Raw genomic sequence first — 13480 nt, 5'->3', positions numbered from 1 at the left:
AAAGTGGCGCTAAATATACGGTAGGAAATAGTAAAGTCAGCGCTGCAAAGCAAAGCTTTATAAAGATTTAATATCTAGAGCAAAAAACTTTATAAAAACTTTATAGTCCCTGCCTAGTAATCACAGTAAGCTAAGAGGGAGTCTTTGAAGAGCGATAAAATGAAGATAAAACAATACCTCACTGCAATTGCTGCGAGTGTACTAATGCCAATACTGATTGTGCTGGCTATTTTTCCAGTGCGTGACTGGTTTACCACCACAGATATTGTGATGCTGCAACTATTGTGGGTTACTTTAGTGGCGCTGCGCAGTAATCGTCGCGTCGCGGCGATTACCACCTTAGTCAGTGTGGCTTGCACCGATTGGTTTTTTGTTACTCCGTATTTCACTTTTCATATCGAAAATATTGAGTATATGGTGACTTTTGCGGTCATGCTGATCGTGGGATTGGTGATAAGCCAATTAGCAGGTCAACTTACAAGTAAAATTAGTGATATTAAACATCATGCCAGTAACACCAGTTGTTTGTATGAGCTTGCTAAAGGGTTAAATGGCCTCGATGAAATTGACCGTCAGCGCGGCTATTTTCAAACGACGATTGAGCAACATTTACAGATTGAACTTGATTGGCTGCAACCTATACCAGCTCAGCAAGGGCTACCAGTAAATTACTTTGCGATCGGTGAAGTTGATAGTCGTTGGGGCGGTTTTACTGCATCGCAGCAACTTGATGAGGAACAAAGTGCATTTTTAAATACCGCAATTTCAGTGTTATATCAGGCTCATGAGAACACGCAGTTACGCCAGCAATCGGCGGCTATTTCTGTGCAAGCAGAACTTGAGAGAGCTAAAAATGCTTTATTGCGCAGTTTGTCGCATGATTTACGAACCCCACTTGCAACGATCATGGGCGCATCGAGCATGCTCGCGGATGAAAACATTGTACTCACTGAGGCAATGGCTGCAGAGCAAGCGCGTAATATTTATGAGCAAAGTAAAATTCTTAACGAACATTTTGATAAAGTGATGGAGCTTAGTCGGGTCAATAAAATGGGAGAAGACTTAAAGTGGCAAGCCATTAGCTTGCAAACTTTGATCAGCGAAGCGCAAGCGCGTCGTCAGCAGCTGTTATTTGATTTTCAGCTCGTCACTCAAGTAAGTGAACAAGACAGCTGCGAAGGGGATATCACCTTGCTTGAAATTGCTTTAGCGAATATGTTTGAGAATGCCAGCCGTTATGGTGATGGTCACGCGGATCTCAGCTTTCATTATCGGCAACATGCGCAGCAAGTTGACTATCAACTGTGCATTACTAATCGCTTAGCAAGCTCACTGCAATCAAGCACTGACCAAGGTGTTGGCTTAGGCAGTGTCATTTGTGATGTGGTGGCTAAATTTCACCACGGAAGTTTTACTTTAGATATTAATGAGCAACAACAAAGTGCTACTGCCTGTTTAGTATGGAGTAAGTTAAATGATTAATATTTTAGCTTTAGAAGATTCACTACCACTGCAGAGCTTTTTAAAAACGTTATTAGCTGCCAGTGGTTATCAAGTGAGTGTGAGTGCTAAAGGGCTTGATGGTTTTGCGCTTTTAAGCGAACAAAGTTTTGATTTAGTGTTACTTGACTTAGGCTTACAAGATATGGACGGGCAAGATTGGCTGGTGGAACTTAGGCAGTGGAGCCAGTTGCCAGTGCTGGTACTCTCAGCACGCGATGGTGAAGTTGAAAAAGTCACCGCCCTTGATAATGGCGCTAATGATTATCTCACCAAGCCTTTTAGTGCTAATGAATTACTAGCGCGAATTCGCGTGTTATTACGCACTAATACGCAAACGAGTTTAGCTTTAACCTGCGGCAATATTACCATTGATCCACATAAACACACTGTTACACTCGCGCAGCAAGAAGTTAAACTTACCAAAAAAGAATATGCAATTTTATTGTTAATGCTGCAAAACAAAGACAAAGTGCTTACTCACAATACGATATTAAGTCATGTATGGGGGGAGCCGTATATTAACCGCCCTGAATATGTCCGTGTGCATATGGCTCAACTAAGGCAAAAGCTTGAAGCGAATCCCGCAACTCCAAAGCATTTACTTACAGAGCCGGCGGTAGGCTACCGATTAGTTGATTGAGGTGGTTTGGGTATATAAAGCGTAAAGGGGCTTTACACCCCTTTTAAGCTAGCGCTGGTAAGGGCTTAACCGTATTTTGCTTCTAGCTCATCTGCTGTATGGTACTTTTCATGGCTTTTTAATTGCTCTAAGTAGCGGGCAATTTCAGGGAAGTGGCTAATAGCGCCAGTTTCGGCTACTTTTTCAACCACAAAAGACAGCATAAAGTCGGCGCCAGTTAACTGCTCGCCTACTAGATAGTTTTTGCCAGTTAGTTTTAGGTTGATATAACTTAAAATTTTGCCAATTTCGTGAGCAGCGTAGTCGGCAATAAAATTAGTTTTACAGCCATCTTTGGTAATAAATAACTTCAGTAAAAATGGCACCATTGCAGAGCTTTCTGCAAAATGTAGCCACTGCTGATAATCAATATAGTCTTTACTGTCACGGCTTGGCGCAAACTTGCCATTACCGTATTGAGAAATTAAATAGTCAGTGATAGCACCTGATTCAGCAATAATTTGACCATTGTCTTCAATCACTGGCGATTTACCAAGTGGATGTATTGCTTTTAGTTCGTCTGGCGCTAAAAATGTCTCTTTATTACGTTGATAGGCAACGATTTCGTAGTCAATGTCTAGCTCTTCAAGAAGCCAAATAATACGTTTTGAGCGTGATTTATTTAAATGATGTAATTTGATCATGGTTGTCCTTAAAAGCGCAGCCGTAGCTGCGCAGGGTAAATTTAAAGTGGATTATTTACTTGTACTACCGTTTTGCCAAAGTTCTTACCGTCAAGCATATCGTTAAACGCAGATACGGTATTTTCAAAGCCTGTTACTACATGTTCGCGATAATGAATTTTCCCCTCGCTAAGCCACTTTTGCATATCAGTGGCAAATTCATCATAACGATGGCCATAATCATCAAAAATAATAAAGCCTTGCATACGAATTCGCTTAGTGAGAATTTGCCCCATTAGCGCGCCCATACGATCTGGCCCTTGTGGTTGCTCAGTGGCATTATATTGCGACACTAAACCACATAGTGGTACGCGAGCTGCTGTATTTAGTAAGGGTAATACGGCGTCGAAGACTTTTCCGCCCACATTTTCATAATAAACATCAATCCCTGCATCACAGGCTGCGGCTAATTGCTCTGCAAAATCATCAGCTCGGTGATCAATACAGGCATCAAAACCAAGCTTTTCAACGGCGTATTGGCACTTTTCACTACCGCCTGCCACACCGACAACTTTACAACCTTTGAGTTTTGCAATTTGCCCAACAGTTGCGCCTACTGGGCCCGTTGCTGCGGCTACCACCACGGTTTCACCTGCTTTTGGTGCGCCGATATCTAGTAGACCCATATAAGCAGTAAAGCCAGGCATACCCATAATACCTAATGCATACGATGGGTTACTTGGCTCTTTACCTAATGGCATTAAGCCTTCACCATTTGAAATCGCATATTTCTGCCAGCCTGTATACGCTAATACCCACTCGCCTTTTGCAAACTTGTCGTTATTTGATTGTTCAATTTGGCACACGGTTGCACCCACCATTACATCGCCAATCTCAACAGGGTCAGCATATGATTTTGCATCACTCATACGGCCACGCATGTAAGGGTCGAGTGATAAATAAATAGTCCGCAGTAATACTTCACCTTGCTGTAGTTCCGGCAGTTGTTCGCTTTTAAGTTCAAAGTTATCAATTGTTGGCGCGCCATGCGGGCGAGATTTAAGAGTAAATTGTTTGTTTGAGATAGCTTGCATAATTGTTTTCCGTATCGAGTTAAGAAAATGCTGCATAACGACTGTAAATCTAAATGCTCAGCCGTCATGGTATTTGCAGCGAGTTAAATGCTTAAGTAATGAACTTAGGGCTGTGCTTAGTAAATTCAACACTTAGCATAGATTAGTTTATCGCTATACGGAGAATCACTTTTGCAGCAATGCAACAGTGACACTATTTACTGCCATTTGGGAACCAGTTGTTCTTTCTGTTCCAAAGTTGGAATGGTTTCTTACAAGGCTGGAATGCAGAGCCATATTTAGCAAGGGCTACAGAGGAGGTACTCTCGTTCCCTATTTGGTTTTTTTTGATAGGGTTTAGAATCAGCGTGTTGAGCTACCAATAGCTTGATACATGAAACCCATAAACACTGAGTCAATACTATATCTTTTTTTGCAATTAATACAGCATCGGGAGCGATCTACATTTATGCGGGATGTTGTGAATGAATTAATTAGACCCTTAAAGTTTATAGGCAGGTTTGAGCGAGGAGCGGACGTTAAATAAATTTAGCATCTCGTCATTGTCACATTGCTGAGATGTCTACATAATAAGCATTATGTGTATTAGTGTAAGGACGCTCGCTAGTGTTGGATTTATCAAAGCCAATTAAAACTACGTTTGAACAAACCTCTCTTAGGGAGATGGAATGTTGGTTTAGTGAACTCCCTGATGATGCTGCGTGGTACGTGGTATCAGACTATTGTTTTGGTGACAAAACAAAGAATAGTGATACTGTCAGCTTTTCAATCTTGTTGAATCACGACAAGATTGAAAATATTAAGGAATACATACGGGCATTTGCCCCAAAAGATATAAAGTCAACGAGAACTGTTTCAGAAGGGTTCATTCAATATATAAACTCGCCTGTAATATTCCACATAACCTTCATGATTGATAGAAAAACAAAATATATGAAGGATTATGCTACAAAGGAAAATATGGAAGATTTTCTTTCATATTTCAGAGAGTTTGTTTCTGAAATAGATAAGAACTCTAGTTTTGATGACGGATTCACTGTATCCGTAATAAAAAGATCATATGAGTTTGAAAGAGATTTCAAGAGTAAAAATATAAACTTAAAGCTGTCTCGTCAGATTTATCTAGTTTCTGTATTTGTTAGCTTAGTATTTTATTATCTGAACAGAATCAAAAATCCATCACATATAAAATGGGTTTCCGATCGGGATGCAATAAGTAAGCGATATGATGGATTCATATATGATTTGTCCTACTTTCTATTCTTAAGTGAAGTGAGTCAGGAGGTTGGTGACAAAGATGGAACAAAAACGCTTCTTCATAAACCTCAGTTTATTTTTCCTGTGAAAGAAGAGCTTGAGGGTGGTAAATATGATGAGTTAATTCGAATTCCTGACTATTTAGCTGGTACTTTAGCCGATCTTAATATGGACACTGGGGAGTTTACGAAGGATAAATTTTATACCGTATTTTTCGACTCTCTTGTAGGGTCAAAGAACCATTCTGTCATTCAGGTTTATGGGAATGGAGAAAGATTGTCATCTCGGCGTATTGGGTATAAATACACATAACAAGTTGCTGAAATTCGTACGTAAGCTTACAAGTAATTGTCCCTTAGCAAAACGTACCATTGTCCGCTATTGGCACTTAGGAGTCGCACAGCTCAGGCGATAGTCAGTAGTTGATAAAACTGACTTAAACCGTTTAATTACATATAAAATCACAATATTCAGTATTCACTTTGGACTTACTTGCTTTCCCTAAACGCTTTTGCATTCCAAAAAAATATTTCCTTAATTTAATTGTTTTTTACTTTTTGAGATAGTATTCAGTGTGTATGTCGCACGTTTCTTGACCTATTACAATGTTCTAGTTACATTGGTTAAATATACTATTGCTATTCAAGCAAGAACAAAGGATTACAACTTCTCATGGAAGAAACTGATTCAGGCAAACTAGATCAAATTGAATTAAATATTGATGTTATTTCAACATTTTCATTAGCTGCTCAGCAAAATGCATATTCAGTGCTGCGTGACATCCAAATCACGGTACCTGAGTCTGATAACAAATCAGTTCATCGAAACCTTAAATTGAGATTATGTGCTATTGACGGCTGGTTAACTACGGTTGAATGGCTTATTGATGAAGTCACTTTTGGTCAGTCAATTAAGTTACCGCTTAAAGAGCTTAAATTTCCTTTCGAGACATTATTTGGTTTAACAGAAGAAGTTCTTTTACACCTTAATTTTGAATTGGTAGATAGTGATGGGCAAGTCTTAAGTGAGAGTGTGCATAGCGTAAGCGTATTACCTGCGAACTTTTGGGGTGGTGAAACTCGTCAGCCAGATTTACTCGCTGCTTTTGTAAAACCTAATGGATTATATGTAGAGTCTATAGTCCGAAAGGTAGCTTTAGTTCTAGAAAATAGCGGTCATGGGCGTTCTGTTGATGGGTATCAGACTAATACTAGAGAGAAGCCTTATTTAATGTTGGCAGCACTCTGGAACGTTATTTTTCAGGAAAAACTTGCATATGTTAGCCCACCACAAGGTTTTGCTAAAACGGGCCAACGAATTCGCTTAGCTGTTGATATAAGTCAATCTAAGATGGCAGCATGTTTAGATTCATCTATTTTATTTGCCAGCTGTATTGAAGCTATGGGTTTAAATCCCGTTGTTGCCATTACTCACGGCCATGCCTTTGCTGGTGCATGGCTCATCGATGAAAAACTCCCCATCCTTTGTAATGATGATCCTCAAGATATAAGAAAGCGTTTTGATAATAGAGACTTAGTATTGTTTGAAACTACGCTTGTTACTAACGCATCAGCTGTGACCTTTGAGCAATCTAAAGAACATGCTCGTCGATTATTAGACGAGGATAAAGAAGAAGAGTTTGTAATGGTTTTAGATATTGCTCAGGCAAGATCACAATCAATAAAGCCACTATCTACAATTGAGGAAGCACGAATTGAAAGTGAATCCGAGAGTTTAAGTATCGAACTCACTTTGCCTGAAATCCCTCCTTTACCACCTGTTAGAGCTGAAGAGCGGATAATTGAAGATAGTCCCGAGACACGTATTGATTCATGGTGTAGAAAGTTACTTGACCTCACTAAACGTAACCGTTTATTAAATTTTAACGATAAATCGGTATCCATTAAATTATATTGTCCAGATATTGCTAGTATGGAAGATATGTTAGCGGATGGAACAAAGTTTAAGTTTTTATCAACGCAAGAAAGTCCGTATTTTGATTCAGCTCGTGATAGTGAATTATTTCGTTTCCAAACAGGTTCAGAAATTCATAAAGAGTACGCTCAAAATCAGTTGAAAAATAAAGTTTTGTTAGCTAATCAGCCTCCAAAGCGAGTGGAAAAAAGTGCGATTGAGCTTTTCAGAAAAGCAAAAAATGATTTAGAAGAAAGTGGTTCAAATACTTTATTTTTAGCACTGGGTTTTCTGAAATGGAAGGAAAACCCAAACGATAGCCGAAGCTTTAAGGCTCCATTGATACTAATTCCAGTGCATTTAACCCGTAAAAGTGCACGTGCACCTATCTATATAGAGCAAGTACAAGGTGAAGATCCGATTTTTAATCTTACTTTGATTGAGTTTTTATTATCTGAGCATGATATTAACTTAAACGAATTTAAGGATGAATTACCTGAAGATGAAAGCGGGGTTGATGTTCCTTTCATTTGGAACAAGGTTAGACAAGCAATTAGTGAGCAGCAGGGTTTTGAAGTTGTCGAAGAGTTAGTTCTATCTTCTTTCTCATTTGCAAAGTATTTAATGTGGAAAGATTTAAGAGATCGGTTAGAAGTTTTAAAAGAAAATCAATTTGTTCAGCATTTAGTCGACAATCCGAAAGAAGCGTATATTCAAACAGCAGAGTTTGTTGAACTGCATAAAGTTGACGATGCTATAGATCCTGCTGAAGTTTTTACTCCTCTAAATTGTGATAGTTCGCAATTAGTTGCCGTTGATGCGTCTGCAAAAGAGCAAGATTTTGTTCTTGAAGGCCCCCCGGGAACAGGTAAGTCAGAAACCATTGCTAATATTATCGCTCATAATATAGGTAAAGGACGTAAAGTATTATTTGTTGCCGAAAAAATGGCGGCCTTGAACGTAGTATATAAAAGGCTGCAAAAGGTTGGATTGGATCATCTTTGTTTAGAGTTACATAGTAATAAAGCGAACAAAAAAGCCGTATTAGATCAACTGGGTCAAGCGTGGGAGTTCAGAGAAGGCTTAAACCCTCATACATGGGCTACGTATATTTCTGATCTAAAAAATAAAAAAGAAAAATTAAATGATTATGTCAGGGAGCTTCATAAAAAATCCAAGTCTGGTATTTCTGTTCGTGACGCAATTTCTAAACTTGCTTTGAACAAAGATAATATTAAGTTCAGCTTAGATTGGCCTCTTGAACTAGGTGCTGATAAAACGTTAGAAAATGACCTAGATGCATTAAATAATGCTGTTTTACAGCTTAAGATTGCATTTGATGATGTTCATGAACTTGATACTACAAGCTTTTCCTGTGTGAATGCTTCCTCATGGTCAAATACTTGGCAAAGTCAGCTTGTGCAAAAAATTGGTGAATGGAACACTGAATTTGAGGGGATCTCCACGCAATTTAATGCTATTTTAGCGCTTTTAGAGTTAAAAGCTCCAGATATAATCGGTAACAGCTTGTCCGCCTTACAGTCATTACATGAGTTAAAAGAGTTAGCTAAAGCCCGTAATATTTCTTTTGTTTTGAAGTCGGGTTTTAATGAACGATTGCAGTTAATTGAAGATATTGCTACACGCAAAGAAAAGCTAGATGAATTAATTAGTAAGCAAGGTAGTTCGATAACGGAAAAGCTATTATTAACTGCCCCAATTAGAGAGTGGAACTCAAAGTATGAGACTGCGGGTAATAGTTGGTTTAAAACTGTTTTTGCTAAGTGGAAGATTAATGGACAAGCAAAAAGCCTAGGGGTTCATAAGTTTAATAATTTATCCGATTTACCGACTCTCTTACAAGCCAAAGATATTGCTGAAGGAATTATTAAAGATGTAACTGAGCTTGAAAATATGAATATTTGGAAAGGTTGGTCAACAACTTCAGAAGAGTTAGTAGATATAGCTGAATTTGGTCGATTAGTGAAAGCTAAGTTAAACGAAGTTTTTCCTCTTTCAAATGATCCAACAAATATTCTTATCCTCATAAATAAACATTTCGTAGATGGCAGAGATTATTTAGATAATTCACTGTTGGCTTCAGCATTAGGTGAATTTAACTCTGCATATAATAAATTTGAAAAAGTACAAAAAGATTTGGTCGACTTTAATATTGTCGTTTCTTTGGATTCAAATTTGGTTGAACTGAGCGAGTCACTAGCTAAAGTCACTAAAAATCAAACAAAGTTAAAAAGCTGGTGTGAGTGGAACAGCGCACGAGCTGATATTTGTAGTGTTGGTCTTAAGACAGTTGAGCAAGCGTTAAGCACAGGTGTTGTAACATCTTCAGAGTTATCTGAGCAATTTCAGTTGGCTTATTATAGCTGGTTGGCTCCGCTTATGATTGATGAAAGTCATATACTAAGAGAGTTTAAAGCTTCAACCCATGAAGCAACAATTGAAGCTTTTTGTAAGTTAGATGAAAAAATAGCAAAGATAACCAGTGAATATATTATTGCACTTGCTTCGAATAGAGCACCTAGTAAGGAAATTAAAGACTCTAAAAATGATCAGCGTTTTGGTGTTTTAGCAAAAGAGATTCAGAAGAAAACACGGCACATTCCAATTCGTTCTTTAATCAATGAGTTAGGCGAATCATTACTAGAGCTAACACCATGCATGATGATGTCGCCACTGTCAGTAGCTCAATTTTTACCAGCAGACTTCAAAGGGTTTGATTTAGTTGTTTTTGATGAAGCGTCGCAAATGACAACATGGGATTCAGTTGGCTCTATTGCAAGAGGCCGAAATGTTATTATTGTTGGTGATCCAAAGCAAATGCCTCCAACAAATTTTTTCTCAGCTGGTACATCTGATGCCCCTGATGAAGAAGATCTTGAGTCTATTTTAGATCAAGCTTTAGCTGCACGATTACCACTTAAAAGGCTTATGGGTCATTACCGCAGCAAACACGAGACTCTTATTGCATTTTCAAATAGTAAGTATTACGAAAACTCATTAGTGACTTATCCCTCATCAGAAACCAAAAAATCCGCAGTCTCCTTGCATAAAGTTAATGGTCTATATGCAAAAGGTAAAGGCAGAAATAATGTTAAAGAAGCACAAGCCGTTGTTCACGAAATTACAAGACGTTTACTTGATAAGCAATCACAAAAACAATCAATAGGTGTCGTAACATTAAATAGTGAGCAACAACGCACTATTGAAGATTTGTTAGACGATGCTAGGCGAAATAACCCTGATATTGAAAAGTTTTTCCATGAATCTGAAATAAGTGAACCTGTTTTTGTTAAAAACTTAGAGTCAGTACAAGGGGATGAGCGAGATATTATCATGCTTAGCTTAGGGTACGGTCCTACTGAGCCTGATGCGAAGACTATGAGTATGAATTTTGGTCCGCTAAATAAACAAGGTGGCGAACGTAGGCTAAATGTAGCTATTACTCGGGCAACAACTGAGGTCGTGGTATTTAGTAGCTTCAGCTCTTCAATGATTGATTTGAGCCGTACTTCTTCCACAGCCATTGAGCATCTAAAACATTACTTAGAGTTTGCTGAAAGAGGCCCAATATCACTTGCAGAAACTGTCACTGCTCAATATGGAGTTGATCAATTTGATAGTGATTTTGAACAAGCAGTGGCAAACGACTTACGCCAGTTGGGTTGGAAAGTGCAAACACAAGTTGGTGTCAGTAAGTTTAAAGTTGATTTAGGTATTCTTCATCCAGACAAAGCCGGTTGCTACATTTCTGGAGTTGAGTGTGACGGTGCGACATACCATAGTTCCCCAGCTGCTAGGGATAGAGATCGAGTTAGGCAAATTATACTCGAAAGCTTAGGCTGGAATATCGTTAGACTATGGTCGACAGATTATTTTGTTGATGCGGCAGCAGCTATTAAAAAGCTAGATTTTAAGTTAAATGAAATACTTGATATTGAAAGAGAAAAAGACAGACTGTTAGAAGCAGAAGCAGAAGCAGAAGCAGAAGCAGAAGCAGAAGCAGAAGCAGAAGCAGAAGCAGAAGCAGAAGCAGAAGTGAGCCATAATTTAGATGAAAAAATGAAAATGGAGCGCGGCACTATCATATCGAATGAAAACGAAAGTTTTTCATCTAAAAGCACAGAACAATTGGTAAATGATGAATTCGATGCAAATAATTATTTTAAAACGGAATATAAGGCTCGCTTAATAAACATAGCGAAGGAAACATTAAAAGAAAGGCCGGGCATCACCTTGCATACGCTTGCTTTAGAGGTTGCAAATTTACATGGGTTAACTCGAACAAGTAAAAAGCAAGTTGATTATATTCGTGAGCTTTTAACCCCATGGGCAGGAATTAAAGAAAATGAAGGCTATTCGCCAACGATTTGGCCATCACCTGAAGATACGTGTGAATTAATACAATGGCGAGGTCTAAATGCGTTTGGATACGAGAGAAACTGGAAAGAGCTAGCTTATGAGGAAGCGCTTGGGTTAGCTACTTTTGCTAAAACTAATAATAGCTCAAATCCAGTAGAAGAGATGTGCTCTGAATTGGGCTTAAAAAGAAAGCATGAAACTACTATTAAGCAATTTGAGCAGTGGCTTTTGTTAGTTGAATAGGCAGCTCAAAACAAAACGAACTTAAGGAAAGTCCAGAGGAAACTCGTGGCTTAAGTGAAATTCTCAACGCAATGGACGAGTTTGTAGATAAAATTTGGTTTAACCGACATTGTAATTGTGCGGACCAAATTGAAGATGGGAATATAAAAATTGTTCCAGATGGTACGAAAAGATATGGTAATAACTCTTTGTTTCCGATCCAAGCTTTCGCTTTGAGTACCTTGAGACACATATGACTGGACTTCAAATTGATGCTGTTAACGAAGGAATGAAATGAAAATAAAACCTTTTATGGTGTTAGCCTTGATGAGCTGTGGCTTAAGTTGTTTTGCCACGCAAGCTAATGACGAAGTATTGTCAGTTGATCAGGTTGCGTTGCAAGGAATGCCGTTCAGTTTTGAAAATGATGCCAAAGTAAGGCCAAAAAATAGTGACTTTAGTGTGGTTAACTCTGTGCTGATGAGCAGTGAACAAGGCCGCCGAGTCGCAGTGGTAACAATCCGTAATGATGCCTCGGGTTCGCGTATTTTACAGGCCGAGCATATTATGGCGTTATTTGCCGATGGCAGGCGAGTAGCACCTATGGCACTGGCTGATAATATTAAACTAGATGATGGCGAACAACGCACATTAACGTTGTCGTTTGGCGAAGATAATTACCCGATCTTAAGTATCTTCACCAGTAATAATTTAAATTAGGAATAATAATAAAATGAAAGCGATGATCTGTGGTTTGAGCTGGGCGGCACTTTTATTAAGTTCCGCCAGTTTAGCAACTAATACAACAACTAATAGCAGTCGCGACTTTGTTGCTGATAATACTTTTACTCAAGGCGTAGAGGGGCCGGTATTTTATAAACAACATTTATATGCGGTTAATTTTGCTGAGCAAGGCACGATTGGTAAGGTAGATAGTAATGGTAACGCCCAGTTATTTATTAAACTACCAAATGACAGCGTTGGTAATGGTTTGCAATTTGATAGCCAAGGCAATTTATATATAGCTGATTATGTTAATCATAATATTTTAAAAGTGCCTGCTAATAGTCAAAGCGTTGAGGTTTTTGCTCATAATAAAACCATGAACCAGCCTAATGACATTGCCATAACCAAACGCGGCGCGTTGTTTGCCAGCGATCCAAATTGGGTAAACAGTACCGGTAAATTGTGGCGCATTAATGCAGATGGCAGCACGCAATTACTTGAAGACAATATGGGCACCACCAATGGCGTGGCGGTCAATAACGATAATAGTAAGCTCTACGTGAATGAGAGTGTACAGCGGGTTATTTGGCAATACGATCTTGATAGTGATTTAAACATCAGCAATAAACAGCCGTTAATTAAGTTTGCTGATCATGGTATGGACGGCATGCGTGTTGATAACCAAGGTAACCTGTTTGTGGCGCGTTATGGCGCAGGTGTAATATTAAAAATTAGCCCCGCAGGTAAAGTATTGCAAACCTATACGTTAACAGGACAGCATCCAACGAATGTGGCATTTAACGCGCAGCAAACTAAGCTGTTTGTCACTATGCAAAAACGTGGCGCGATAGAAGTGATTGAGTTGTAAAAATGGCAAACATTAAACCGTCTAATATCAAGTCTTTTGCAACCACAGAGCGCTTTTATAGTTGGCTTGCAGAAAGTCACCTTCATTGCAGCGAATTTTGGCTATGAATTTATAAAAAAGTTCAGGCCATCAGTCTATGAACTGGCAAGAATCTGTCAAAGTCGCGCTTTGTTGGCGCTGGATTGATGGCTAAAAAATCGCTAGATGATGACTC

Annotated in this window: 8 protein-coding genes and 1 pseudogene; 7 read left to right on the top strand and 2 right to left on the bottom strand. The window is 38.8% G+C overall.

Translation table 11 applies throughout. The annotated features are described in order from the left end of the window. Window positions 1-159 precede the first annotated feature (159 nt). Complete coding sequence (locus A7968_RS00800; RefSeq protein WP_064664679.1) at window positions 160-1482, top strand: DUF4118 domain-containing protein; 1323 nt, start codon at window positions 160-162, stop codon at window positions 1480-1482. After that, window positions 1475-2143: a response regulator gene (locus A7968_RS00795; RefSeq protein WP_064664678.1), complete on the top strand. Its 669-nt coding sequence runs from the start codon at window positions 1475-1477 to the stop codon at window positions 2141-2143. Before A7968_RS00800 ends, A7968_RS00795 begins: the two co-directional genes overlap by 8 nt. A gap of 65 nt (window positions 2144-2208) precedes the next feature. Here A7968_RS00795 and A7968_RS00790 read toward each other — a convergent pair whose 3' ends face one another. Together A7968_RS00790 and curA are read right to left on the bottom strand one after the other, a co-directional pair. Further along, entirely contained in the window at window positions 2209-2826 is a 618-nt protein-coding gene (locus A7968_RS00790) for a glutathione S-transferase family protein (RefSeq protein WP_064664677.1), read from the bottom strand. Between the two features lie 41 nt (window positions 2827-2867). Continuing rightward, window positions 2868-3899, bottom strand: a complete 1032-nt coding sequence (curA, locus tag A7968_RS00785; protein WP_064664676.1) for an NADPH-dependent curcumin/dihydrocurcumin reductase — start codon at window positions 3897-3899, stop codon at window positions 2868-2870. Between the two features lie 606 nt (window positions 3900-4505). On the opposite strand from curA, the gene A7968_RS00780 reads away from it, so the two are divergent. The 5 genes and pseudogenes from A7968_RS00780 to A7968_RS23920 all read left to right on the top strand — a co-directional run. Then, complete coding sequence (locus A7968_RS00780) at window positions 4506-5468, top strand: hypothetical protein (protein WP_084447953.1); 963 nt, start codon at window positions 4506-4508, stop codon at window positions 5466-5468. Window positions 5469-5828: 360 nt separating this feature from the next. Further along, the gene (proA, locus tag A7968_RS00775) at window positions 5829-11693 is read left to right on the top strand and encodes an anti-phage protein ProA (protein ID WP_064664675.1); all 5865 of its coding nucleotides are present in this window, start codon (window positions 5829-5831) and stop codon (window positions 11691-11693) included. Window positions 11694-11966: 273 nt separating this feature from the next. Further along, window positions 11967-12392, top strand: coding sequence for a hypothetical protein (locus A7968_RS00770; RefSeq protein ID WP_084447951.1), 426 nt, complete (start codon window positions 11967-11969; stop codon window positions 12390-12392). A 13-nt stretch (window positions 12393-12405) separates the two neighbouring features. Continuing rightward, a complete protein-coding gene (locus A7968_RS00765; RefSeq protein WP_064664674.1) occupies window positions 12406-13266 on the top strand; it encodes an SMP-30/gluconolactonase/LRE family protein in 861 nt (286 codons plus the stop codon). A 124-nt stretch (window positions 13267-13390) separates the two neighbouring features. Beyond that, window positions 13391-13459, top strand: a pseudogene (locus tag A7968_RS23920) (hypothetical protein); the annotation flags it as partial. Window positions 13460-13480 lie beyond the last annotated feature (21 nt).

Source organism: Pseudoalteromonas prydzensis (genome assembly GCF_001661495.1).
GTDB lineage: Bacteria > Pseudomonadota > Gammaproteobacteria > Enterobacterales > Alteromonadaceae > Pseudoalteromonas > Pseudoalteromonas prydzensis.
The sequence above is the reverse complement of the archived record's forward strand: the minus strand, read 5'-3'. Positions and strand labels throughout refer to the sequence as shown.